The following is a 23,572-nucleotide window of genomic DNA, read 5'->3' as shown; positions in this document are numbered from 1 at the left end:
CGGAGGCAGGAAGAGCGCAGGGTCGTCGTCGTGGGTGCGGGGATGGCCGGGGTGCAGACCGCCGTGGCCCTGCGCGAGCAGGGGTTCGCCGGTGCGGTCACCGTGATCGGCGCGGAGCCCCACCAGCCGTACGACAGGCCGCCGTTGTCCAAGGCCGTGCTGCTCGGCAAGGCGGAGGGCTCCGCCTTCGACATCGACTTCGAGGCGCTCGGCATCGAGCTGAGCCTGGGCCGCGAGGTCACGGGGGTCCGCCCCGCCGAGCACGAACTGGACACCGCGACGGGGCCCGTTCCCTACGACGCACTGGTCATCGCCACCGGAGCCGAACCGATCGTGCTCCCCGGGGTCTCCGGAGTACCCGGCGTCCACCTGCTGCGCACGCTCGACGACGCCGAGCGGCTGCGGCCCGTGCTCGCCGGGCAGCACCGCATCGTGGTCGTCGGCGCGGGCTGGATCGGCGCCGAGTTCGCGACCGCGGCGCGCGAGGCGGGCTGCCCGGTCACGGTCGTCGAGGCCGCGGAGCGTCCGCTCGCCGGGGCGCTGCCCGCGGAGGTCTCCACCCCGATGACGGCCTGGTACGCCGACTCCGGGACCGAACTGCGCACCCACGCGCGCGTGGACCGCGTCGAGCCCGGCAGCGTCCACCTGGCCGACGGCACCCGGCTGCCCGCGGACGCGGTCGTCGTCGGCATCGGCGCACGCCCCGCCACGGGATGGCTCGCGGACTCCGGCATCACCCTGGGCGCCCACCGGGAGATCCTCGCCGACGACCACCTGAGGACGTCACAACCCGATGTGTACGCGGTCGGCGACTGCTCCTCCTTCCCTTCGGGAAGGTATGGCGAGCGTCTGCTCGTCCACCACTGGGACAACGCGCTCCAGGGCCCGCGCACGGTGGCCGCGAACATCATCGGCGAGACCCCTTCGGCGTACGACCCCGTGCCGTACTTCTGGTCGGAGCAGTTCGGCCGCTTCGTCCAGTACGCGGGACATCACGCATCCGCCGACGAGCTGGTGTGGCGCGGCGACCCTTCGGGCGCGGCCTGGAGCGTGTGCTGGCTGCGGCAGGGGGCCCTGGTGGCCCTCCTCGCGGTGGGCCGCCCCCGGGACCTGGCACAGGGCCGCAAGCTGATCGAGGCGGGCGCCAGGCTCTCCGCCGAGCTGGCCTCGGACCCCGCGGTTCCGCTGAAGAAGGCACTGCTGGCGTAGCGGTGCCACCGTCACCGGGGGCCTCTGCCCGGCCGCTGTCGGTGCCCGGCGATACCCTTGTTCCCGTGACCGAGATTGACGCAAAGACTGATGCTCTCGTCCCCGAGTGGCTCCACCTTCCCGACATCGCAGAAATGCTCGACGTCGAGGTGACGCGTGTTCGCCAGCTGGTCAAGGAGGGCCAGCTGATTGCCGTACGCCGTGGTGAGAACCGCGCGCTTCAGGTGCCGGCCGCCTTCATCGACGGCGACAAGGTCGTCAAGGGCCTGACCGGCACCCTGACGCTCCTGAAGGACGACGGCTTCTCCGACGAAGAGATGCTGGAGTGGCTCTTCACTCCCGACCCGACCCTGCCCGGCACCCCCGCGCAGGCCCTGAGCGAGAATCGCGGCACGGAGGTGAAGCGCCGCGCCCAGGCGCTCGCCGTCTGACCGAAACGGAAAACCGTTGCGTACGGGCCGCGGATCCCCCGGGGACACGCGGCCCGTAGGCCACCGACGACCGGGGGGACCTTTCCATGGCCACCAAGCCTGCCCGCGCGCAGCTCGCCGACGCCCGCCTCTACCTGTGTGTGGACGCCCGCAAGCGCCAGGGAGACCTCCCGGAGTTCCTCGACGCCGTCCTCGCCGGCGGCGTCGACATCGTGCAGCTGCGCGACAAGGGCATGGAGGCGGCCGAGGAGCTGGACCACCTCCAGGTCTTCGCCGACGCGGCCCGCCGGCACGGCAAGCTCCTCGCGGTGAACGACCGCGCGGACGTCGCGCACGCCATCGGCGCCGACGTGCTGCACCTGGGCCAGGGCGACCTGCCCGTCCCCGCGGCCCGCGCCGTCCTCGGCCAGGACGTCCTCATCGGCCGCTCCACGCACGCCGACACGGAGGCCGCCGCCGCGGCGACGCAGGAGGGCGTGGACTACTTCTGCACGGGGCCCTGCTGGCCGACCCCCACCAAGCCCGGCCGGTACGCCCCCGGACTCGACCTCGTCCGGTACACGGCCTCGCTGGGCACCGACCGCCCGTGGTTCGCCATCGGCGGCATCGACGCGGGCAACCTCGACGAGGTGCTCGAAGCGGGCGCCCGCCGTGTCGTCGTCGTGCGGGCCATCACGGAGGCGGACGATCCGGGTGCCGCGGCCGCCGAGTTCGCGAAGCGGCTGCGTACGGCCTGATCGGCGATCTTCGGCCAACCTTCGGCGACGCTGTCCGCAGGGTGGACGGGGATTGGCCGGTAGCGGTGCCCCGTAGCTAATCTGCCCGTATGGCCCTAGGCACTGCTTCCACCAGAACTGATCGCGCACGCACCGTGCGCGACATGCTCGCGACCGGCAAGACGACGTACTCGTTCGAGTTCTCGGCGCCGAAGACCGCGAAGGGCGAGCGCAACCTGTGGAACGCCCTGCGCCGGGTCGAGGCGGTGGCCCCCAGCTTCGTCTCCGTGACGTACGGAGCGGGCGGCTCCACGCGCGCGGGCACGGTCAAGGAGACGCAGCAGATCGTCGCCGACTCGACGCTCACGCCCGTCGCCCACCTCACCGCGGTCGACCACTCCGTGGCCGAGCTGCGCAACATCATCGGGCAGTACGCGGACGCCGGCATCAGGAACATGCTCGCGGTCCGCGGCGACCCGCCCGGCGACCCCCTCGCGGACTGGGTCAAGCACCCCGAGGGCCTGACGTACGCCGCCGAACTGGTCCAGCTGATCAAGGAGTCCGGTGACTTCTGCGTGGGCGTCGCGGCCTTCCCCGCGATGCACCCGCGCTCGGAGGAATGGGACACCGACGTCCGGCACTTCGTCGACAAGTGCCGCGCCGGCGCCGATTACGCGATCACACAGATGTTCTTCTACCCGGAGGAGTATCTGCGCCTTCGCGACCGGGTCGAGGCCGCGGGCTGTTCGACGCCGATCATCCCCGAGATCATGCCGGTGACGAACGTGCGCATGCTGGAGCGGCTGCCCCAGCTCAGCAACGCTTCCTTCCCCCCGGCGCTCAAAGAGCGCATCCTCACAGCCAAAGACGATCCGGCGGCTGTACGCTCCATTGGCATCGAGTTCGCGACGGAGTTCTGCGCGCGGCTCCTTGACGAGGGTGTGCCGGGGTTGCACTTCATCACGCTGAACAACTCCACGGCGACGCTGGAAATCTACGAGAATCTGGGTCTGCATCACCCGCAGACCTGACCGGTCGTACCCCTGGGGGCGGCGGCCGCGGGGAGAGGGGCGTACATGGGCTGGACGGTCCTCTACATCGCGTTCGGATGCGTCGCGCTGTGGCTGCTCGGCGAAGTGCTGCTGCAGTACAAGGCGCGGCTGCGCTGGCGGCTGCTCGCCTTCGGCGGCTTCCTCGGCGTGGTCATCGGCGTGCTGCTGCCGTCGGTGATCGTCATCGGTGCGGGCGCGATCGCCTTCGCCACGGGACAGACGTACGTGACGCTGTCCTTCCGGCGAGGCTTCTCCACCGGCTGGGCGCTCGGCGGCCAGCCCGGCCTGAGCAAGCGCCGCAAGACGACGCAGCGGGGCGCGGAGGCATCCCAGGAACCGACGCTCCAGGTCTCCGACCTGGAGTACGAGGCGGCGGGCCCCGCAGGACCGCCGCCCGAGACCCCTCCCGGCGGCGGGGTCTACGCACCGGAGCCGATGCCCGACGACACCGGGCAGTACGGCGTCTACAGCGACGACGCGTACGCACAGCAGCAGGCCCAGCAGTCCGCCCAGCAGGACGGCGCCTACGGCTACGACATGTATGCCACGGCGGGTTATGACCCCCAGCAGCCCTACGCGTACGGCGAGACGGGGCAGCAGCAGTACGCCGCGTACTCCGACCCGTACATCGGGACGCAGTCCTACGGCGGCCAGCAGAGCTACGACGCGTACGGCGACCAGCAGCAGTACGCGCCCTATCCCACCGCCGATCCCTACGGCAGCGGCGCCGGGACGTACAACGAGACGCCGCCCGGCGGAGTCTGGGTGCCCCAGCAGCGCAACGTGGAGGACCCCTACGGGCAGTACGGCGGCGAACTCCCGCCGGAGCAGCCCTACCCCTACCAGGGCGAGCAGGCCCAGGGGAACGGGTACGACGCGGGCTACAACGAGCAGTACCGCTACTGAGTTCGCGGGCCCGGGGTCCTGCTCACTGCGAGCCCCGGAACTCCGGTCCCTCCACGATCAGTCCGGCGACCAGCGTGCCGGACATGCCCGCGTGCGGAAGGCCGCCGCCGGGATGGGCCCAGCCGCCGGCCGCGAAGAGCCCGGGCAGCCGTGTGCTGTTGGCCGGGTGGAGCAGCCGGCCCTCACCCGCCGCGAGGGACGGGGGCGGGACCGCGCCGCCGTCGGCGCCGGTGGCCTCCGCGATGTCGGCGGGGGTGCGCACCTCGTGCCACAGCAGGCGGTCCCGGAGTCCGGGCAGCACGGCCTCGGCACGGTCGAGCAACCTCTCCACGTCCGCTTCGGTGACCTCCGTGTGCGCGGGCACCGTGACCGTGAGCGTGACCGCCTCGTGCCCGGCGTCGGGCGTGAGCGCCGGGTCGGCCGGGCGCAGCACCGTGAGGGTGGGGGCAGTGGGCAGCCCCGGGCGGTCCCCGAAGAGCCGGTCGAGCTCGTCCCGGCGGTCGGGGGTGTGCAGCACCGTGCGGTGGGGCGCGCCGTCCGGCCGCGCGCCGGTCAGCGCCAGGAAGATCATCAGGCGGCTGGGGAGACCGGAGCGGGCCTGGATCTCACCCTCCGCCCGTATGTTCACACCGGAGCCGCCGGGCATGCCGGATACACCGGACAACAAGCCGTCCAGTGCGCCGGGCGCGACCCCGGCGACCACGAAGTCCGCCTCGTGCGCCGTCCCGTCGGCGAGCTCGACGCCCGCCGCGCGGCCGTCCTTCTCGATGATCCGGGCCACGGGGGAGTCGAACGCGAACTCGACGCGCCGGGCGAGACACCGCTCGTACACGGCACGGGCGAGCGCGCGCATCCCGCCGCGCACGGACCACGCGCCGAAGGTGTGCTCCATGTAGGGCAGGACGGCCGCGCTCGCGGGGGTCGCCCGGGGGTCCAGGCCGTTCGCGAGGGCGTACTGCTCGAGGAGCGCCAGGAGGCGTGCGTCGCCGCCCAGTTCGAGCTCACCGGCCTCGGTGAGGGTCGTCGCGCGCCGCTCGCGCCGCAGGAGGCGCTTGTGCGGCACCGAGGGATAGGGCTCGCGCTCGGCGAGCACCTGCCAGTTCGGCCAGAGGGGTTCCTCCAGGAGGGGGCGCCGGGTGCGGTCCCAGGCCTCCCGGGCACGGTTCATGTACGCCGACCAGCGGGCGCCCGCGCCGCTGCCGAGCGCCGCGTCCAGGGCCTCGCCGACGCCCGCGCGCGAGGCGTTCGGCAGGTCGGCCTTCGTGCCGTCCGCGAAGACGTGCCGCACGGCGGGCTCCACCTGGGAGAGCTCGACGCACTTCTCCAGCGGTTCCTTGCCCGTCTTGACGAACAGGTCGCGATAGACGGCGGGGAGCTGCAGGAGGCCCGGGCCCGTGTCGAAGGCGAAGCCGTCCCGCTCGAAGCTGCCGAGCGCGCCGCCGTACGTCCCCGACCGCTCGTGGACCACCACCCGGTGGCCCGCGACGGCCAGCCGGGCGGCCGCCGTCATCGCGCCCATCCCGGCGCCGATCACCACAATCCGTGCCATGCCAGGGACTTTATCGGCCGCCACCGACAGTCACGCCCGGAGCCCTCAGTCCGGCGGCCGGCCCGCGTGCGCCGCCAGCTGCTTCTCCTCGCGCCGCTGCGCCCTGCGCCGCAGGAACCGCCGGATACGATCCCGGTCGCGCCGTAGAGACCGAGCAGCAGGACCACGGCGTACGCGTTGATCCCGCTCGCCCAGCCGCTGGTGAAGACCAGGGGGAGTACGGACACGGACGCGATCGTAACCAGTCGGGAACGTCCCGGCCTGGGGATGAGTGCCCAGGTCTGAGTATCCGTACCTAGTGATGGAGATGAGTACCTGCGCGGATGGGTCCCGACCTGCGCAGACGGAAGAGTGAGGGACACGGAGAAGGGCGCAGCGCCCGTACCGCCGACACGGGGCGGCGGAACGGCGCGGCGCCCTTGGCCGCTCCTCCCACCCCACCGAAGGTGGGAGTGAGACGCGGGGAGACGGACGGCGGCTCGGGAACGACCACCCGAGGGGCCGAACGGGGGACTGCGGGGGAACACGAGAGCGCCGGTCCGGTGCCGCCCGATCTCCGGGCGGCACCGGACCGGCGCCTTGTCGTGCGTGCCCCGACGCGGCTCAGCGGCCGCCGCTCACCCGGCCCTGCAGCAGGCGCGAGAGCGCCGAGTGCACGTCGTCCAGGGAGCGCTCCGGCTGGAAGGCCTGCCAGTCCAGGGCCGCCACCAGGACCATCCCGACGAGCGCGGCGGCCGTCAGGGGGATGTCGATCTCCTCGCTGAGCTCGCCGTTCTCCACGCCCGCGCGCAGCACGTCCTCCACGACGGCGACCGCCTGCTGCCTGACCACCATCAGGGTGGACTGCCAGGCGCGGTTGGTGCGCCACAGCTCGGCGACGTACAGCTGGGTGAAGGCGGGATAGCGGTCGATGAAGACCAGGCCCGCCCGGATCATCGCGTCCAGCGCGTCGACCTGGCTGCCGCCGCGCTCCGCCGCCTTCTCGGACGCCTCCTTCAGGGAGGCGGTGAGCAGGCCGACGCCGTGCCGCAGCAGCTCTTCGAAGAGGACCGACTTGCTCGCGAAGTTGTAGTAGACCGTGCCCTTCGCGACCCCGGCCCGCTCGGCGATCTCGTCGACCGTCGTGGCCGAGAAGCCCTGCTCCGCGATGAGGGTGACGGCCGCCTCGTAGAGTTTCTGCCGGGTGGCCTCACGCCGGGTGCTGGTTGCGCTGCTGTCCATGGGCCCGATTCTCACAGGTCTGGGCGCCCCGGCAGGCGCACTTGCGGGTCTCACAGGCTCAGCTCCGGGTGCAGGCGGTCCAGGGTCCACACCTGCTTCTGGCGTGCGGAGAGCGCGGTCAGCGCGAGGGCGCCCGCCGTGAAGGCCGTGAGGACCACGCACGCCTGCCAGACGGGGCCGAGCCCGCCGCCCGTGATGAGTCTCCTCAGGGCGTCGACCACGTAACTCATCGGCAAGAAGGGGTGGATCGCGCCGAAGAAGGACGGACTCGTCTGGACGGGGTACGTGCCGCCCGCCGAGGTCAGCTGGAGCATCAGGACCGCGAGGACGAGGATGCGCCCGGCCGCCCCGAAGCGCGCGTTCAGCCACTGCACGATCGCCGCGAAGCAGCACGTCACCAGGCAGAGGAAGCCCACCGTCCCGGCGGCCCGCGCCATCTGCAGGCCGAGGCCCCAGTGCAGGACCGACATCAGGGCCGCCGTCTGGAGCACGCCGAGCGCCGCGACCGGCAGCCAGCCGGCGAACGCGATCCGCCAGGCGGAGGCGCCCGCCGCGAGCGCGCGCCGGTTGAGCGGCTGGATCAGCATGTACGCCACCATCGCGCCGACCCACAGGGACAGCGGGATGAAGTACGGGGCGAAGCCCGTGCCGTAGTTGGGCGCCTTGTGCATCGACTGGGAGGCGAGCTGCACCGGGTCGGCCATGACGTCGGTGCGCTGGTCGCGGTCCTTCTTGTCGTAGTCGGGGATCTTCTTGACGCCGTCGTGCAGCCCGCCGGACAGCTTCCCGGAGCCGTCGGCCAGCTTGAACAGGCCGCCCTTGAGGTCCTCCGCGCCCGTCTTGAGCTTGCCGATGCCGGTGTCGAGGTCGTCGGCGCCGGTCTTGGCGGTGCCGAGGCCCGTGTGCAGCTTCTTGGCGCCCTTGGCGACCTTCCCCGCGCCCGTGTTGAGGTCGTTGATCTGGGTGACGGCCTTGTTCAGGTCCTCGTCCAGGTGCGGGGCCCGCTCGGCGAGCGCCTTCGACTTCTTCTCCAGCGTGGCGAGGTGCTTCTTGAGCTTCGTGACGTCGCTGTTCTGGTCCTTGATCACGGTGTTCATGTCGTCCGCGACGGTCGACACGTTCTCGGCGGCCGTCTTGGCCTTCTTGATCTGCGGGCAGGCCGGGTCGGGCACCGGGAGGTTCTCGCAGCGATCCGTGTAGAGGCCGTCGATGATCTCGGACCCCTCCTTGGCGCCTTTGGCCGCCCCGGGTGCAAGCCTGACCCAGGTGTCCAGGTTGTTCCGCAGGGCCTTGGAGGAGTCGGCGACGAGCTTGGCCGTGTCGCCGATGGTCTTGCCGTTGTCCTTCAGGAAGGGCCGCACCTCGTCCGCGGCGCCGTTCACCTTGTCGGCCAGCCTCTGGGTGCCGTCCGAGACCTTCTTCGACCCGGTCTCCAGTTCACCGGCGCCCTTGTCGAGCTTCTTGATGCCCCCGGCCAGATCCCCGCTGCCCTTCTTGGCGTCCTTGAGGCCGGTCGCGAGCTTCTTGGAGCCCTTCTCGGCCTCACCGATGCCGCTGTCGAGCTTGTCGGCACCCTTGGCGGCCTTCTCCGTCTCCCCGTGGATGTCGGAGAACGAGATGAAGATCTTGTCGAGGAAGGAGCGCGAGGCCTTCGTGGAGGCCGCCGTGCGCACCTCGGAGAAGACCGTCCGGGAGATCTGCCCGACGATGTAGTTGTTGGCGTCGTTCGTGCGGACCTGCAGCGCGCTCGTCTCCGGGGAGTCGCCCGAACTCGACGCGACGCGCTTGCTGAAGTCGGACGGCATCGTCAGCGACAGGTAGTACGTCCCGTCCTCGACCCCTTCACGCGCCTCGGCGGAACTCACCTCGTGCCAGTCGAAGGTCTTGCTGTCCCGGAGCCCGTCGACGATGCCGTCGCCCACCGCGAGCTTCTTGCCCGAGGCCGTGGCGCCCTTGTCGTCGTTGACGAGCGCCACGGGTATGCGGTCGAGGCGGCCGTACGGGTCCCAGAACGAGCAGAGGTACAGCGCGCCGTACAGCAGGGGCAGCAGCAGGAGCGCGACGAGCGCGGCACGCGGCAGCTTCCCCCTGCCGAAGCGCCTGAGCTCAAGCGAGGCCAGCTTCGGCGAGCGCATCCGCCTTCTCCTTGTCGTCGTCGGCGTGGTTGTCGTCGTTGTCGTCGGCGCGGTCCGTGCACACGGCGATCGCGTCGTCGGGGGCTTCGTTGCACACGGCCACCACGGTGATGCCGCTCTGCGTCAGGGACCTCAACAGGTCCCAGGCCTCGCGCCGTTCGGCGTCCGACAGCTTGAGGTCGACGTCGTCGACGCCGAGCAGCAGGGGCCGCCCGATCAGCGCCAGGGCCACGGAGAGCCGCAGGATCTCCAGGCGCTCCAGATCGCGTACGGAGGTCCGCCGCCCCTTGGGCAGCGACTCCAGGTCGAGCCCCGCGGCGGTCAGCGCCGAGTCGACCCGCAGCCGCGCCTCGGCCTTCCGCTCGGACCGGGGCCTCAGCAGGCCCCGCAGGGAACCGCCGAACCGCCGTTGCAGCAGCGCCCGTTCGTGCAGATGCTCGGCGACGGTCAGCGCCGGATCGAGGTCCGTCACGCCGGGCACGGGCCCGAGCGCGCTGATGCGGCGCACCGCCGCGAGCTGCTTGGGCAGCCGGAAGCCCCCCACCGAGGCCTCTCCCTCGGTGGGGCGCATCCGCCCGGTCAGCGCGAGCAGCAGACAGGTGCGGCCCGACCCCGAAGCCCCCTGGACCGCGATCAGCGATCCGGGTGCGGCCTCGACGCCGACCCCGCGAAACGCCCAGCCCCGCGGCCCCTTGAGCCCGAACTCCCGCGCTGTGACGGCGGCTCCCCGCTCGCCGTCGTTCGGCCCGTCCACAGTTCCCCCTCGCGCCCTCTTTTTGAACTGACTGGTCAGTGCAAAAACTAACGCGAACCGCCGATCGAGGCAAAAGCGCAGGTCAGGGCCGATTGTCAGTGGCGTACTACACGATGTGCACATACGGCCACATAGCCGTTACGCGACGACAGGAGGTTCGTCATGGCCAGCACTTCCGCAGCAGCCGCACGTCGGCACCGCCCCGTCGGCCCTGCCCCCTCACTGACCGGCCCCGCGAGCGACGTGCACCCCGTCCTGCGCCGGGCCACGGCCCCGCCCGCCGCACTCGAACTGCTCGCCCAGGCCCGCGCCGGCATCGACGAGGCCGCGCACCTGGCGCCTCCGAACGAGCGCTATGCCACCGCCCACCTCGCGGCCCTGCGCACCGCGGCCGCCGTCCTCGCCGCCCGCGGCCGGCCCGAGGCGACCCCGCGCCGCAGGCAGCGCATCCGGAGCGCCTGGGAAGTGCTCCCCGAGATAGCACCCGAACTGGCCGAGTGGAGCGCCCTGTTCGCCTCCGGAGCGCCGCGCAGGGCCCGCGCGGAGGCCGGCATACAGGGCGCGGCCACCGTCCGGGACGCGGACGATCTGCTGCGCGACGTCGGGATGTTCTTACGCCTCGTCGAGCGGATGCTGGGGCTGCAGCCCGTGCTGCCCCAGCCCAGGCGGGAGCCGCCGGACGCGAGCCGAGACGGGTGACGGGGCAGCCGTCCGAAGGCAATAGGGTGGGAGCGCCCGCACCCTCCCGGCTGCCGCAAGAGCAGGCGGAGGGAACCCCCTAGCTCCGCCGCGGACGTGCGGTGGACGCGCCGAGGAGTCAACTGCCGTGTCGGACCCGATGCGCCCCCGCGCTTCTCTCCGTACCGCCGTGGTCTGGGAGGTCCTCAAGGACGCCCTCGACCGCCGGGTCAAGGCCACGGGCCGGGAGTCACACTCCCTCGACGTGCTCGACACCGGAGGCGGCAGCGGAAACTTCGCCGTGCCCGTCGCCCGCCTCGGCCACCGCGTCACCGTCGTCGACCCCAGCCCGAACGCCCTCTTCGCTCTCGAGCGCCGGGCCGCCGAGGCAGGCGTCGCCGACCGCGTGCGCGGCGTCCAGGGCGACGTGCACGGCCTCTTCGACGTCGTGGAGCGGGCCGGGTTCGACGCCGTCCTGTGCCACGGCGTCCTGGAGTACGTGGACGACCCCGCCGAGGGCGTGCGCAACGCGGTCAGCGCGCTGCGGCCCTCCGGCACCCTGAGCCTGCTCGCCGCCGGTCTCGGCGGAGCCGTGCTCGCCAGGGCGCTCGCCGGGCACTTCACCGAGGCCAGGCAGGCGCTCGACGACCCGGCGGGCCGCTGGGGCGAGGGTGACCCGGTGCCGCGGCGCTTCACCGCCGAACAGCTCACCGATCTGGTCGAGGGCGCGGGCGTCAGGGTGGATGCCGTGCACGGTGTGCGGGTCTTCGCCGACCTGGTTCCCGGCGTCCTCGTGGACACCGAGCCCGGCGCCCTGGAGGCCCTGCTCAAGCTGGAGGCGGCCGCCGCGGAGCTCGCCGCCTTCCACTCCGTGGCCACCCAGTTGCACGTGCTCGGTGAGACCCGGGATGCCGCCGAGGCCTGATGTCCGGCATGGCCGCCCCGCTGATCAGCGGCGCAGCCGCACATGGAGTACGGCACACACCCCCCGAACGGGCTACGGGCGCCGTATGATCGAGGCAGACCGTCCGGCATGCCGGATCGGCCGCTGGGGAATGAACGCTTCAGCGAGCCGGAGCGGCAGGGTGGTCCGGTTTGGTGAAGTTGGCGCAGAGGGGCGGGTTTCACGGGGGCGATTCCCTGCCTATCCTGAAGGGGACCCCCGGTCGCCCCGGCGACTGCACGATGAGGAGGACTCCGTGCCGCTCTCGGAGCACGAGCAGCGCATGCTCGAGCAGATGGAGCGAGCGCTGTACGCCGAAGATCCCAAGTTCGCGACAGCGCTCGAGGGAAGCGGGCTGCGTACGTACACCCGGCGACGGGTCTACCAAGCGGTCGCGGGCTTCCTTGTGGGTATTGCCCTTCTCATGGCGGGAATGGTCGCCCAGCAGATCTGGGTGAGCGTGGTCGGTTTCCTCGTCATGCTGGGCTGTGCGGTGCTCGCCGTCACCGGATGGCGCAAGGCGCCCAAGCCAGGTGAACAGCCCGCCGCCGGCGCGTCAACGGCCCCGGGCAGCACCCCGGCCCGTCGGCAGACCAGGCAGCGCCGGTCGATGATGGACCGGATCGAGCAGCGTTGGCAGCGCCGCCGCGACGAACAGGGCCAATGAGTTCTTAGCTTTTCAGCAGTGCGAAAGGGGTGACCGCCCAGGCGGTCACCCCTTACGCGTGCTCTCTAGCTCTCCTGCTGCGAAGGCTTCCGCAGTGCCGTCCACCGCCTGGCGATCCGCTCGGACCACCGTGCCTTGACCGCCGTCCAGCGGTCCGAGACCGCCCACACCACCCGAGCGGCCGAACGCGGGGCGAGTGTCGCCCGGAGCCGTGCCGAGCGGTTCGACGTGGCCAGCAGACCGTCCGACACGCGGTGCACGTCATCGGCGAGGCCCGCCGTCAGCTGCGGCCGGGGCGCGTAGAGCACCTGCTCGACCGCCGCGGCCAGCCGGTGGACGGAATCCGCGGGTGCCCCGGTGAGCTGACCGATCCGGACGATCCGGGCCGCCGCCTTGCGCGGGGTCTGTGACTCGTCCGGCGTGATCCCGTGGTCCCAGGCCGTGTCGGTCACCTCGAGCCAGGCGGCCAGGGTCCGAGCGGCCGCGTCCGCCTCCGTACGGCCCGTGGAGCCCAGGCGCACCGCACGGATGCGCCGACGCCACAGCATCGGCAGCAAGGGCACGCCGAGGACCACCAGCGCCCCCAGGGTCAGCCACACGATGGTGTCGATCGGCGGTCCGTCGTCGCCCGAACCGCCCGCGATGGCCGGGGCCGTGCTCGCGCAGCCGCCCTGCCGCTGCTGGTCGGGCGGGCAGCTCGCGGAGGCGGAGGGCTCGTCGGAGGGAGCCGACGACGAGGACTCCTCGGGCGCCGCCGGGTCGCTCGCGCTGTCGGACGGGGTGTCCGGGCGCGTGTAGTCCGGCACCGTGCCGCGGTTCGGGGTGGGCTCGAAGCGGGTCCAGCCCACGCCCTCGAAGTACAGCTCGGGCCAGGCGTGCGCGTCCCGCAGACCCACCGACATGGAGCCGTCCCCCTGCGCGGCGCCGGGCGTGAAGCCCACCGCCACGCGCGCGGGGATGTCCAGCGTCCGCGCCATCGAGGCCATCGCGAACGAGAAGTGGACGCAGAAGCCTTCCTTCTGCTCCAGGAAGCGGGCGATAGCCGCCGGGCCGCTGCCCGCGCGCACCTGCGTGTTGTAGGTGAAGCCGCCCTCCGAGGCGAAGTAGTCCTGGAGCTTGACCGCTTTCTCGTAGTCGTTCGACGAACCCTTGGTGATCTTGCGGGCCTCGGACGCCACCACGGACGGCAAGGTCTCGGGCACCTTGGTGAACTCCCGCGCGATCTGCCTCGGCGGCTCGGCGGCGTTGGCCAGCTGCTCGGCCGTGGGCTGCACGATGAGGCTCTTGACCTCGTACTGGGCGCCGCGTGTCGTCTGCCCGCGGTCGCCCACCAGGGCGCGCCCCACCGGCTCGTACCGCCAGCGGCCGTTGATCTTCACCTCACTGGCTGGGTAGGGCATCGGCAGCCAGTTCTGCGCGTAGCTGTCGGCGGCCGAGATGTTCGTCTGGATCTCGCTCCTGCGGACGTCGGGATAGAGCCCCGGCGGGTCCTGCAGGCGCGGGGGCACGTCCTCGATGCTGCGGACGGTGGTCTTCCAGGTCGTGCCGTCGAACTGGTCGAGGGAGACGATCCGCAGGTAGAGGTTCTCCGTCTCCTTGGCGTTCGTCTTGTACGAGATGACCTCGCGGTCGTCCGGTTCGTTCAGGCTGTCCTGGAGCGCGACCAGCGGGTTCACCGCGGAGATCGTGCCGCCGCCACCGGAACCCGAGCCTCCGGCGCCGCCGGAACCGTCGAGGAGCCCGCCGTCCAGGGCGGGCAGCGCGAGCGGCACCACCAGGGCGATGCCCAGGGCCACCGCGCCGATGCGCCGGCCCGTGCGGACCGGGGCGATCGCGCCGCTGTCGGTCTCCAGGCCCCCGGAGATCCGTCCGGGCGCGCGCGCCGCGCCCCCGAAGACCCGCCCCCACTGGGAGAGCCGGTCCCGGCCCTCCGCCAGGAGCAGCAGCAGATACCCGGCGGCCGCGAGCAGGAACCACAGCCACCCGGCCCCGTCCCCGGAGAGCCCCGCCGCGACCGAGTACAGCGCGAGCAGCGGGAGCCCCGCGGGCGCCGCCGTACGGAACGTCACCGCGAGGGCGTCCACCGCGAGGCCGATCACCAGGACGCCGCCGACCAGCATCAGCCGGATGCCGTCACTGAGCGGCGCCGGGATCGCGTACTGCCCGACGTCGTTGCCGCCCGCCTCCAGGAGCAGCCCGAACTCCCGGAACACGTCGGGGCCCGGGAGCACGCCGCCGATCGCCTGCCCGCGGGCGAACACCAGCGTCAGCATCAGCAGCGTCACCAGGGCCTGCACCGCGACCGTGACCGGCCGGGCCAGCGGGACCCGCCGGGTGAGCGCCCCCACGCCGCTCTGCAGCGCGAGCAGGATCGCCGCCTGGACGAACCACGTCGCCGGATCGACGAGCGGCAGCAGCGCCCCCGACGCCATCAGCGTGGCCGCCGTGGCGCAGAGCGCGAGTCGCGCGCGCCCACTCATGAACGTCCCCCTGTTGTCGTACGCGTCGTCGTACGGCTCATCCCCAGCCCCCGGTCGTCGTGCCCGCCGTGGGAGCCGGGCCGGCGCCCGCCCGCAGATGGTCCGCCTGGCGCCACAGGTCCACCAGGGCGACCCCGGGAGGCACCGCCACGGCCGTCCAGCCCGCCTCGCGCAGCATCCGGACGCGCTCGTCGCCGGGACCCGCGGGAACCCCGCCGGCACCCTGTGCCCAGCCCGTGGCGTCCAGGACGAAGGCGACCGCGGCGCCGCTGCGCTGGCGCATCTTGGCGGCCACCGTCGCCTGTTCCTCGTCGAGGTCGCCGAAGAAGGCGATCAGCAGGCCTTCGTTGCCCCCGCGCAGCACGTCGTACGCCGGGGAGAGCCCCGTGCCGTCCGAGTGGTCGATCACCGCGAGGGTGTCCATCATCAGCCCCGCCGCGTCCGCGGACTCCTGGCTCGCGCCCGCGAAGCCGTCCGAGCCCTCGCCGGGCACGGAATTCCCGGTGTCGGTCAACAGCCGTACGGAAAAGCCCCGTTCGAGCATGTGGACCAGGGCGGACGCCGTGCCCGACACCGCCCACTCGAAGGCCGAGTCGGGCCCGGCGCCCCGGAAGGCACGCGCCCGGGTGTCGAGCAGCACCGTGCAGCGGGCCCGCTGGGGCTGCTCCTCGCGGCGCACCATGAGCTCTCCGTAGCGGGCCGTGGAGCGCCAGTGGACGCGGCGCAGGTCGTCGCCGTGGCGGTAGCCCCGCGGGATCACGTCGTCCTCGCCCGCGAGGGCGAGCGAGCGGTTGCGCCCGTCGCCGTACCCCTTGGCCTCGCCGGTGAGCCGCACAGGAGGCAGGGCCTCCACCCGCGGGATGACCGTCAGGGTGTCGTACGTGGAGAAGGAGCGGGTCAGTTCGCACATCCCGAACGGGTCCGTCAGACGCAGCTGCAGCGGCCCCAGCGGATAGCGCCCCCGCAGGTCCGAGCGGACGCGGTAGGACACCTCACGGCGGCCCCCCGCCTCCACCCGGTCGAGCACGAAACGGGGCCGCGGCCCCAGGACGTAGGGCACCCGGTCCTGGAGCATGAGCAGCCCCGTGGGCAGCCGCGAGACGTTGTCCATCCGCAGATGGACCCGCGCCTCCGAACTGGCGGGCACGCGCGCGGGGGAGAGCCTGCGGCTGCCCGCGACGCGGTAGCGGGTGCGGTAGAGCACCGTCGCGCACACCAGGGGCAGCACGGCGAGCAGCAGCCCGACCCGGAGCAGATCACTCTGCCCCAGGACGTACGCGCAGATGGCCGCGGCGACCCCGGCCGCGAGGAACGAACGCCCGCGCGTGGTCAGCCCCGCGAGCGCGGTCCGCAGTCCGCCCTTGCCCTCCTCGTCCTGCGCCGGCTGCGGCCCCCCGGCCGCCATCACAGCCTCCGCGCGCCGGGCGGCTGCTGGTTGAAGTAGCCGCTGTTCGGCTGGACGGCGGCGGGCACGGGGGTGCGCTGGAGGATCTCCAGCACGACGGATTCAGCCGTACGCCGGTTCAACTGGGCCTGGGCCGTGGGCAGCAGCCGGTGCGCGAGCACCGCCACGGCGAGGGCCTGGACGTCGTCCGGCAGGGCGAAGTCACGGCCGCTGAGCGCCGCGGAGGCCTTGGCCGCCCGCAGCAGGTGCAGCGTCGCGCGCGGCGATGCCCCGAGTCTCAGGTCCGGGTGGTTGCGGGTCGCCGCCACCAGGTCCACGGCGTACCGCCGGACGGCCTCGGCGACGTGGACCGTGCGGACCGCGTCGATGAGCTTCACGATGTCGTGCGCGTGCGCCACCGGCTGGAGGTCGTCGAGCGGCGAGACACCGCCGTGCACGTCCAGCATCTGCAGCTCGGCCTCCGCGTTCGGATAGCCGATCGAGACGCGCGCCATGAAACGGTCGCGCTGCGCCTCGGGGAGGGGATAGGTCCCCTCCATCTCGACGGGGTTCTGCGTCGCCACCACCATGAAGGGGCTCGGCAGTTCGTAGGTCTGCCCGTCGATGGTGACCTGGCGCTCCTCCATGGACTCCAGGAGCGCCGACTGCGTCTTGGGGGACGCGCGGTTGATCTCGTCGCCGATCACGATCTGCGCGAAGATCGCGCCGGGCTTGAACTCGAAGTCCCGGCGCTGCTGGTCGAAGATGGACACACCAGTGATGTCCGACGGCAGCAGGTCGGGCGTGAACTGGATGCGCCGCACGGAGCAGTCGATGGACCGCGCCAGCGCCTTGGCGAGCATGGTCTTGCCCACGCCCGGTACATCCTCGATCAGCAGATGCCCCTCGGCGAGGAGCACGGTCAGCGAAAGCCGTACGACCTCTGGCTTGCCCTCGATCACACCCTCGACCGACCCGCGGACACGCTCCGCTGTGGCGGTCAGATCTGTGAGGCTCGCTCGATCGTCATAGGTCGTCACCCGGCCCTCCTCGGACACGTTCTCCCGGGCCGACGCATGTGTGTGCGGCCCGGCCCACCCCGAATCACGGACACCACGCACGAATCGTTCAGCGTGGTGCCCACCCCGCATTCTTGTTGGGCATACCGGGTTGTGTCACTCGCCCGCGGATAACTGGCGGCGATATGTCAGCTCTTACGGCCTTTTGCCTGCCGAGGTGTTCCGGAAAGATCCGCTCCGGACCCGGTCACGCAGGGTCGATCTCCCGCAGCAGACCGGTGGTCACATCGAAGACGAATCCCCGCACATCGTCGGTGTGCAGGAGGAACGGCGAGGTCCGCACCCGCTCCATCGACTGGCGCACGTCCTGATCGACGTCCCGGAAGGACTCCACCGCCCAGGCGGGCCGCTGGCCGACCTCGAGCTCCAGCTCGTGCCGGAACTCCTCGGTGAGGCTCTCCAGGCCGCAGCTGGTGTGGTGGATCAGCACGACGCTGCGCGTGCCGAGCGCGCGCTGGCTGATCGTCAGGGAGCGCATGACGTCGTCGGTGACCACGCCGCCCGCGTTGCGGATCGTGTGGCAGTCGCCCAGTTCGAGACCGAGCGCGGCGTGCAGATCGATGCGGGCGTCCATGCAGGAGACGACGGCCACACCGAGGACGGGTCGTGCGTCCATGCCGGGGTCCGTGAATGCGGATGAGTACCGCTTGTTCGCCTCGACGAGGCGGTCCGTGACGGTGTCGCCGGCGGCTATGCCGCCGGTCGGCTCTGTGGGGAAGCCCGTGGGCGATGCGGAAGTCGACATGGCTATGACGGTAGTCGTCACTGATCACCCGGGCCCGCTGTGAGAAGGGACAAAGAACGTCAATGAGTCTTGTTGTGAGCTAACCCACAGGGGTGTGGCGCCTTCGCCCGAACGGGTGACGAGGTGTCTTTCGCGACCCGTCGACGACCCGTCCGCGACGCGCAGGCCAGTTGATTGACCGGGCGACACGGTGGACTAAAGTGACGCGAAGTGGGAGCCGTGACCCTGCTCCCCGCTGGACTGTTCACCCGGAGATTCCCTGAATCCCCCCACGTGCGCCGCGCGTACGTACGGCTCGGCCTCCTCCCGCTCCCGGTCGGCTGACGCCACTTCCCCGGCGCCAGCAGGCCATTCCCCTTCTGGAGCGGGCGGGGACCCGGCCGTGCGCACCGCGCTCCGCGCCGGACCTGAGAGGGCCCTTTGAGCCATACCCGACACGTCCCGGTGATGCTCCAGCGATGCCTGGACCTGTTGGCCCCCGCGCTCGCCGAGCCGGGCGCGGTCGTCGTCGACTGCACCCTCGGACTCGGCGGCCACAGCGAGGCGCTGCTTTCCACCTTCCCCTCGGCCCGCCTCATCGGCCTCGACCGGGACAAGGAAGCGCTGCGGCTCTCCGGAGAGCGGCTCGCCCCCTTCGGCGACCGGGCCGAACTCGTGCACGCGGTCTACGACGAACTGCCCGAGGTGCTCGACCGGCTCGGCATCGCGAAGGTGCAGGGCGTCCTGTTCGACCTCGGCGTCTCCTCGATGCAACTCGACGAGGCCGACCGGGGCTTCGCCTACGCGCAGGACGCGCCCCTGGACATGCGCATGGACCAGAGCACCGGCATGAGCGCCGCCGAGGTCCTCAACACGTACGCCCCGGGCGAACTGGTGCGCATCCTGCGCCAGTACGGCGAGGAGAAGCAGGCCAAGCGGATCGTGAGCGCGGTCGTCCGCGAGCGCGAGAAGGAGCCGTTCAGCAACAGCGCGCGGCTCGTCGAGCTGATCCGTGACTCCCTGCCGCAGGCCGCCAAGCGCACCGGCGGCAACCCCGCCAAGCGCACCTTCCAGGCCCTGCGCATCGAGGTCAACGGCGAGCTGAGCGTCCTGGAGGCGGCCATCCCGGCAGCCGTGAAGGCGCTCGCCGTCGGCGGCCGCATCGCCGTCCTGTCGTACCACTCGCTGGAGGACCGGCTGGTCAAGCAGGTGTTCGCGGCCGGCGCCGCGACGACCGCGCCGCCCGGCCTGCCCGTCGTCCCCGAGCGCTACCAGCCCCGGCTCAAGCTGCTCACGCGCGGCGCCGAACTCCCCGCCGAGGAAGAGGTCGCCGAGAACCGCCGGGCGGCCCCGGCACGGCTGCGGGGTGCGCAGCGCATCCGCGAGGAGGCCCCGTGAAACGCGCCCGCCGGGAGGACCCGTGAACGGCGTCCCTGAGGAGGCCCCATGAGCAAGAAGCCCGAGCTGCGGGGGAGGGCCGCCCGCCTCGCGCGGCTGCTGCCGTCGGGGCCGAGCCAGGCCGCGCGCACGCCGTTCGTGCTGCTCGTCGTGCTGCTGCTCGGCGGCGGTCTGATCACCCTTCTGATCCTGAACTCCTCGCTCAACGAAGGCTCGTTCCAGCTGAGCGAGCTCAAGAAGGAGACGACGGAGCTCACCGACCAGGAGCAGGAGCTCCAGCGGGACGTGGACGCCTACGCCGCCCCCGAGGCCCTTCAGCGCCGCGCCCGTGAGCTCGGCATGGTGCCGGGCGGCGACCCGGCCTTCCTGAACCCGGACGGCACCGTGCGCGGTGTTCCCGGAGCCGCCGAGCAGTCCTCCGCGCTGCGCCCGGACCCGCGCCCGCAGGAGGTGGCGTCCCCGGCGCCCTCGGTCTCGCTCCCGGTGGCGGCCTCGCCCGCACCGCCCCAGGCGTCCCCGGCGCCCTCCGCCCCGGCCCCGGACGCCTCGCCCACGCCCCACCCCTCCGCGACGCCCGGCCCCACGACCTCCGGCAGGTGACGTAAGTGACGGACCGCCAACCCCCGCGACGCAGGGTCCCGGGACCCGCGCGGCCCTCGCGCCCCGCCCGCCCCGGCGAACAGCGCCGCCAGGGATCGGGGCCCCGCCCCGCCGCCCGCCGCCCGCGCCCCGCCGCCCCCAGGCAGCCGCCCCGCACCATCCGCCTGGGCAGCCCGCGGCCCCGCCTGCGCATGGTGAGCCTCGGACTGACCCTGGTGATGCTGGCCTTCGTCGTACGCCTTCTCCAGGTGCAGGCGGTCGACGCGAGCGTCTATACCGCCAAGGCCGAGAAGAACCGCTACTTCAGCCATGTCCTGACCGCCGAGCGCGGCGGCATCACCGACCGCCGCGGCGTCGAACTGGCCGCCAGCGTGGACGCGTACGACATCACGGCGGACCCCACGATGTTCACCGCCAAGGAGATGGGCATCAAGGACGCGCCCGAGCAGGCCGCCGCCCTCCTCGCGCCGATCCTCGACAAGGACGCCGACCGGCTCACCGAACAGCTGAAGACCCCCAAGACGCGCTACGTCCTGCTCGCCCGCAGGCAGACCCCGCAGGTCTGGAAGCAGATCAAGGACCTGCGCAGCGCGCTCGCCGACAAGGCGAGTGCCGACAAGAAGAGCGCCAACATCCTGGCGGGCGTCTTCCAGGACCCCAGCAGCAAGCGCGTGTACCCGAACGCCGATCTGGGCGCCGGGATACTGGGCTGGGTCAACGCCGAGGGCAAGGGCGCGGGCGGCCTGGAGCAGCAGCTCAACAAGGAGCTCGCGGGCAAGGACGGCAAGATCAGGTACGCCCAGTCCGGCGGCCACCAGGTGCCCACCGCGGGCAGCACCGAGACGCCCGCCGTGCCCGGCTCGGACGTCGAGCTCACCATCGACCGCGACATCCAGTGGGCCGCGCAGAGCGCCATCACCAGGCAGGTGGAGAAGTCCCGGGCGGACCGCGGCTACGTGATAGTGCAGGACAACAAGACCGGCGAGATCCTCGCGATGGCCAACTCCCCGGGCTTCGACCCGAACGACCTCTCGCAGGCCGACGGGACGGCCCTGGGCAACGCGTCGCTCCAGGACGCCTTCGAGCCGGGGTCCACCGCCAAGGTCATGTCGATGGCGGCCGTCCTGGAGGAGAAGGCGGCCACGCCCGCCACCCATGTGACGGTCCCCAACCGGCTGCACCGCGGCGACCGGCTCTTCCAGGACGACATCGACCACCCGACCTGGCACCTCACGCTCAACGGCGTGCTCGCCAAGTCCAGCAACATCGGCACGATCCTGGCCACCGGCGAGCTGGGCAAGACCCAGAAGGAGGCCAACCGGTCGCTCTACTCGTACCTGCGCAAGTTCGGCATCGGCAGGGAGACCGGGCTCGGCTTCCCCGGCGAGACCTCCGGCATCTTCGCGCCCGCCGACAAGTGGTCCACCTCGCAGCAGTACACGATCCCGTTCGGCCAGGGCTTCTCCATCAACGCGATGCAGGCGGCCTCCGTCTACTCGACCATCGCCAACGACGGCGTACGCATCGAGCCCTCGCTGGTGCGCGGCACGAAGGGGCCCGACGGCCGCTTCACGCCCGCACCCAAGCCCAAGAAGACCCGGGTGGTGAGCGCGAAGACCGCCAAGACGGTGTCGCGGATGCTCGAGTCCGTCGTCGACGACGAAGAGGGCACGGGCACCAAGGCCCGCATCCCCGGCTACCGGGTCGCGGGCAAGACGGGTACGGCCAACCGGGTCGACCCCGAGACCGGCAAGTACAAGGGCTACACCTCGTCGTTCGCGGGGTTCGCGCCCGCCGACAAGCCGCGCGTCACCGTCTACTGCGCCATCCAGAACGCCACCAAGGGCAGCTACTTCGGCGGCCAGATCTGCGGTCCCATCTACAAGGAGGTCATGCAGTTCGCCCTCAAGACGCTCCAGGTCCCGCCCACCGGCAAGGGCGCGGCCCGGCTCCCCGTCACCTTCGAACCCTGAGCCCCACCAGGACAAACCCGTGACAACGATCACTCCGCGGCCGGGGAACCAGCCCCCGCCACACCGCCCGCTTCGCCCTGAGCCCGGTGCGCCCGGTACGCTCACCGCCGTGCCACACGCTGATCAGTCCCAAACCACCCAGAAGGGCGTTCCCGTGACATATCCGGGACCGCCGCGGCCGGTCCAGGTCTCCGCGACGCCGCTCGCCAGGATCGCCGATCAGCTGGGCGTCGCCGCCCCGGGCACCGGGGAGGTCAGCGGCATCACGCACGACTCCCGCGCGGTCCGCCCCGGCGACATCTACGCCGCGCTGCCCGGCGCCCGGCTGCATGGCGCCGACTTCGTCGCCCAGGCGGCCGACCTCGGCGCCGCCGCGATCCTCACCGACCCGACGGGCGCCGAACGCGCCGCCGTCACGGGCCTGCCGGTCCTGGTCGTGGAGAATCCGCGCGGCTCCATGGGGGAGCTCGCGGCCACGGTCTACGGCCATCCGGGCCGCGATCTGCTGCAGATCGGCATCACCGGCACGTCCGGCAAGACCACCACGGCGTACCTCGTCGAGGGCGGTCTCAAGGGCGTGAAGTCGACCGGCCTCATCGGCACGGTCGAGATGCGCATCGGCGACGAGCGGATCAAGTCCGAACGCACGACCCCCGAGGCGACCGACCTCCAGGCGTTGTTCGCGGTGATGCGCGAGCGCGGCGTCGAGGCCGTCGCCATGGAGGTCTCCAGCCACGCCCTCGTGCTCGGCCGGGTGGACGGCTGCGTCTTCGACGTCGCCGTCTTCAACAACCTCAGCCCGGAGCACATGGAGTTCCACTCCGACATGGAGGACTACTTCCAGGCCAAGGCGCAGCTGTTCACCAAGCTGCGTTCCAAGGTCGGCGTGGTCAACTTCGACGACGAGTACGGGCGTCGGCTCATCGACGAGTCCGAGGTCCCCGTCACCACCTTCTCCGCCGAGGGCCACCCCGACGCCGACTGGCGCGCGGAAGGCGTCGAGGTCACGCCGTTCGACTCCACGTTCGTCGTGGTCGGCCCGCAGGGCGAGCGGATCACCGCCAAGTCCCCGCTGGCCGGGCCTTTCAACGTCGCCAACACGCTCTCCGCGATCGTCTCGCTGGCCGTCGCCGGGATCGACCCGCAGCAGGCCGCCGACGGCATCGGCGCCGTGGCGGGCGTCCCGGGCCGCCTGGAGCGCATCGACGCGGGCCAGCCCTACCTCGCGGTCGTCGACTACGCCCACAAGACGGACGCCGTCGAATCGGTCCTGCGCGCCCTGCGCAAGGTCACCGAGAACAAGCTGCACATCGTGCTCGGCTGCGGCGGCGACCGGGACAAGACCAAGCGGATGCCGATGGGCGCCGCGGCGGCCCGGCTCGCCGACACCGCCGTACTCACCGCGGACAACCCCCGCGGCGAGGACCCCCTCGCGATCCTCGCCACGATGCTCGCGGGCGCCGCCGACGTGCCGATCCACGAGCGCGGTGACGTCGCCGTCTTCGAGGACCGCGCCGCCGCCATCCGCGCGGCCGTCGCCCGCGCCCAGCCGGGCGACACGGTGCTCGTCGCGGGCAAGGGCCACGAGCAGGGACAGGACATCGCCGGGGTGGTGCGTCCCTTCGACGACCGCCAGGTACTTCGCGAAGCAATCCAGCAAACCCAGGGATGAA

General features: G+C 72.0%; 20 protein-coding genes and 1 pseudogene. 12 read left to right on the top strand and 9 right to left on the bottom strand.

The features are described 5' to 3' along the window. Positions 1-42: 42 nt before the first annotated feature. The 5 genes from AB0I66_RS15000 to AB0I66_RS14980 all read left to right on the top strand — a co-directional run bounded on the left by AB0I66_RS15000 (position 43) and on the right by AB0I66_RS14980 (position 4,314). Positions 43-1,209, top strand: coding sequence for an FAD-dependent oxidoreductase (locus AB0I66_RS15000; protein WP_363208681.1), 1,167 nt, complete (start codon positions 43-45; stop codon positions 1,207-1,209). A 65-nt stretch (positions 1,210-1,274) separates the two neighbouring features. After that, positions 1,275-1,640, top strand: coding sequence for an Rv2175c family DNA-binding protein (locus tag AB0I66_RS14995; protein WP_363208251.1), 366 nt, complete (start codon positions 1,275-1,277; stop codon positions 1,638-1,640). Between the two features lie 86 nt (positions 1,641-1,726). Next, positions 1,727-2,377: a thiamine phosphate synthase gene (gene thiE / locus AB0I66_RS14990; RefSeq protein ID WP_363208250.1), complete on the top strand. Its 651-nt coding sequence runs from the start codon at positions 1,727-1,729 to the stop codon at positions 2,375-2,377. 89 nt (positions 2,378-2,466) lie between these two features. Continuing rightward, the gene (gene metF / locus AB0I66_RS14985) at positions 2,467-3,387 is read left to right on the top strand and encodes a methylenetetrahydrofolate reductase [NAD(P)H] (RefSeq protein ID WP_363208249.1); all 921 of its coding nucleotides are present in this window, start codon (positions 2,467-2,469) and stop codon (positions 3,385-3,387) included. Positions 3,388-3,432: 45 nt separating this feature from the next. Further along, positions 3,433-4,314: a hypothetical protein gene (locus tag AB0I66_RS14980; RefSeq protein WP_363208248.1), complete on the top strand. Its 882-nt coding sequence runs from the start codon at positions 3,433-3,435 to the stop codon at positions 4,312-4,314. Positions 4,315-4,336: 22 nt separating this feature from the next. On the opposite strand, the gene AB0I66_RS14975 is transcribed toward AB0I66_RS14980, so the two are convergent. The 5 genes and pseudogenes from AB0I66_RS14975 to AB0I66_RS14955 all read right to left on the bottom strand — a co-directional run bounded on the left by AB0I66_RS14975 (position 4,337) and on the right by AB0I66_RS14955 (position 9,973). Continuing rightward, on the bottom strand, positions 4,337-5,863 hold the full coding sequence (locus AB0I66_RS14975) for an NAD(P)/FAD-dependent oxidoreductase (protein WP_363208247.1): 1,527 nt from the start codon (positions 5,861-5,863) through the stop codon (positions 4,337-4,339). A 128-nt stretch (positions 5,864-5,991) separates the two neighbouring features. Next, positions 5,992-6,090, bottom strand: a pseudogene (locus AB0I66_RS14970) (DUF4126 domain-containing protein); the annotation flags it as partial. 376 nt (positions 6,091-6,466) lie between these two features. Beyond that, positions 6,467-7,084 carry a TetR/AcrR family transcriptional regulator gene (locus AB0I66_RS14965; RefSeq protein ID WP_363208246.1) on the bottom strand — a complete coding sequence of 206 codons (618 nt, stop codon included), beginning with the start codon at positions 7,082-7,084 and terminating at the stop codon, positions 6,467-6,469. Positions 7,085-7,134: 50 nt separating this feature from the next. After that, entirely contained in the window at positions 7,135-9,219 is a 2,085-nt protein-coding gene (locus tag AB0I66_RS14960; RefSeq protein ID WP_363208245.1) for a YhgE/Pip domain-containing protein, read from the bottom strand. Further along, the gene (locus AB0I66_RS14955; RefSeq protein ID WP_363208244.1) at positions 9,191-9,973 is read right to left on the bottom strand and encodes an ATP-binding cassette domain-containing protein; all 783 of its coding nucleotides are present in this window, start codon (positions 9,971-9,973) and stop codon (positions 9,191-9,193) included. Before AB0I66_RS14955 ends, AB0I66_RS14960 begins: the two co-directional genes overlap by 29 nt. A 162-nt stretch (positions 9,974-10,135) precedes the next feature. On the opposite strand from AB0I66_RS14955, the gene AB0I66_RS14950 reads away from it, so the two are divergent. The 3 genes from AB0I66_RS14950 (at position 10,136) to AB0I66_RS14940 (ending at position 12,261) form a co-directional block, all read left to right on the top strand. Beyond that, entirely contained in the window at positions 10,136-10,672 is a 537-nt protein-coding gene (locus AB0I66_RS14950; RefSeq protein WP_363208243.1) for an SAV_6107 family HEPN domain-containing protein, read from the top strand. Positions 10,673-10,799: 127 nt separating this feature from the next. Then, complete coding sequence (locus tag AB0I66_RS14945; protein WP_363208242.1) at positions 10,800-11,576, top strand: methyltransferase; 777 nt, start codon at positions 10,800-10,802, stop codon at positions 11,574-11,576. A 274-nt stretch (positions 11,577-11,850) separates the two neighbouring features. Further along, positions 11,851-12,261, top strand: coding sequence for a DUF3040 domain-containing protein (locus AB0I66_RS14940; protein WP_363208241.1), 411 nt, complete (start codon positions 11,851-11,853; stop codon positions 12,259-12,261). A 65-nt stretch (positions 12,262-12,326) separates the two neighbouring features. Here AB0I66_RS14940 and AB0I66_RS14935 read toward each other — a convergent pair whose 3' ends face one another. From AB0I66_RS14935 to AB0I66_RS14920, 4 genes are all read right to left on the bottom strand, one after another. Continuing rightward, on the bottom strand, positions 12,327-14,741 hold the full coding sequence (locus tag AB0I66_RS14935) for a DUF3488 and transglutaminase-like domain-containing protein (RefSeq protein WP_363208240.1): 2,415 nt from the start codon (positions 14,739-14,741) through the stop codon (positions 12,327-12,329). Between the two features lie 37 nt (positions 14,742-14,778). Next, entirely contained in the window at positions 14,779-16,146 is a 1,368-nt protein-coding gene (locus AB0I66_RS14930; protein ID WP_363208239.1) for a DUF58 domain-containing protein, read from the bottom strand. After that, positions 16,146-17,165, bottom strand: a complete 1,020-nt coding sequence (locus tag AB0I66_RS14925; protein WP_363208238.1) for a MoxR family ATPase — start codon at positions 17,163-17,165, stop codon at positions 16,146-16,148. The genes AB0I66_RS14930 and AB0I66_RS14925 overlap by 1 nt, the downstream gene beginning before the upstream one ends. A 226-nt stretch (positions 17,166-17,391) precedes the next feature. Continuing rightward, complete coding sequence (locus AB0I66_RS14920) at positions 17,392-17,949, bottom strand: carbonic anhydrase (protein ID WP_363208237.1); 558 nt, start codon at positions 17,947-17,949, stop codon at positions 17,392-17,394. A 420-nt stretch (positions 17,950-18,369) separates the two neighbouring features. Between AB0I66_RS14920 and rsmH the strand changes: the two genes are divergently transcribed. The 4 genes from rsmH to AB0I66_RS14900 are packed head-to-tail and all read left to right on the top strand — an operon-like array spanning position 18,370 to position 23,571. Continuing rightward, entirely contained in the window at positions 18,370-19,326 is a 957-nt protein-coding gene (rsmH, locus tag AB0I66_RS14915; RefSeq protein WP_363208236.1) for a 16S rRNA (cytosine(1402)-N(4))-methyltransferase RsmH, read from the top strand. 48 nt (positions 19,327-19,374) lie between these two features. Continuing rightward, positions 19,375-19,926, top strand: coding sequence for a cell division protein FtsL (locus AB0I66_RS14910; protein WP_363208235.1), 552 nt, complete (start codon positions 19,375-19,377; stop codon positions 19,924-19,926). 5 nt (positions 19,927-19,931) lie between these two features. Continuing rightward, positions 19,932-21,899, top strand: a complete 1,968-nt coding sequence (locus AB0I66_RS14905; protein WP_363208234.1) for a penicillin-binding protein 2 — start codon at positions 19,932-19,934, stop codon at positions 21,897-21,899. Positions 21,900-21,918: 19 nt separating this feature from the next. Then, a complete protein-coding gene (locus AB0I66_RS14900) occupies positions 21,919-23,571 on the top strand; it encodes a UDP-N-acetylmuramoyl-L-alanyl-D-glutamate--2,6-diaminopimelate ligase (RefSeq protein ID WP_363208233.1) in 1,653 nt (550 codons plus the stop codon). Position 23,572 lies beyond the last annotated feature (1 nt).

The sequence above is a fragment of the Streptomyces sp. NPDC050439 genome (genome assembly GCF_040655335.1).
In the GTDB taxonomy this organism is placed as follows: domain Bacteria; phylum Actinomycetota; class Actinomycetes; order Streptomycetales; family Streptomycetaceae; genus Streptomyces.
This window is presented reverse-complemented; position numbering and strand designations above follow the sequence as displayed.

Coding starts and splice junctions, on each gene's coding strand:
- AB0I66_RS15000 (WP_363208681.1), top strand. CDS start 43: ATGGCCGGGGTGCAGACCGCCGTGGCCCTGCGCGAGCAGGGGTTCGCC.
- thiE (WP_363208250.1), top strand. CDS start 1,727: ATGGCCACCAAGCCTGCCCGCGCGCAGCTCGCCGACGCCCGCCTCTAC.
- metF (WP_363208249.1), top strand. CDS start 2,467: ATGGCCCTAGGCACTGCTTCCACCAGAACTGATCGCGCACGCACCGTG.
- AB0I66_RS14980 (WP_363208248.1), top strand. CDS start 3,433: ATGGGCTGGACGGTCCTCTACATCGCGTTCGGATGCGTCGCGCTGTGG.
- AB0I66_RS14975 (WP_363208247.1), bottom strand. CDS start 5,863: ATGGCACGGATTGTGGTGATCGGCGCCGGGATGGGCGCGATGACGGCG.
- AB0I66_RS14965 (WP_363208246.1), bottom strand. CDS start 7,084: ATGGACAGCAGCGCAACCAGCACCCGGCGTGAGGCCACCCGGCAGAAA.
- AB0I66_RS14960 (WP_363208245.1), bottom strand. CDS start 9,219: ATGCGCTCGCCGAAGCTGGCCTCGCTTGAGCTCAGGCGCTTCGGCAGG.
- AB0I66_RS14950 (WP_363208243.1), top strand. CDS start 10,136: ATGGCCAGCACTTCCGCAGCAGCCGCACGTCGGCACCGCCCCGTCGGC.
- AB0I66_RS14935 (WP_363208240.1), bottom strand. CDS start 14,741: ATGAGTGGGCGCGCGCGACTCGCGCTCTGCGCCACGGCGGCCACGCTG.
- AB0I66_RS14930 (WP_363208239.1), bottom strand. CDS start 16,146: ATGGCGGCCGGGGGGCCGCAGCCGGCGCAGGACGAGGAGGGCAAGGGC.
- AB0I66_RS14920 (WP_363208237.1), bottom strand. CDS start 17,949: ATGTCGACTTCCGCATCGCCCACGGGCTTCCCCACAGAGCCGACCGGC.
- AB0I66_RS14910 (WP_363208235.1), top strand. CDS start 19,375: ATGAGCAAGAAGCCCGAGCTGCGGGGGAGGGCCGCCCGCCTCGCGCGG.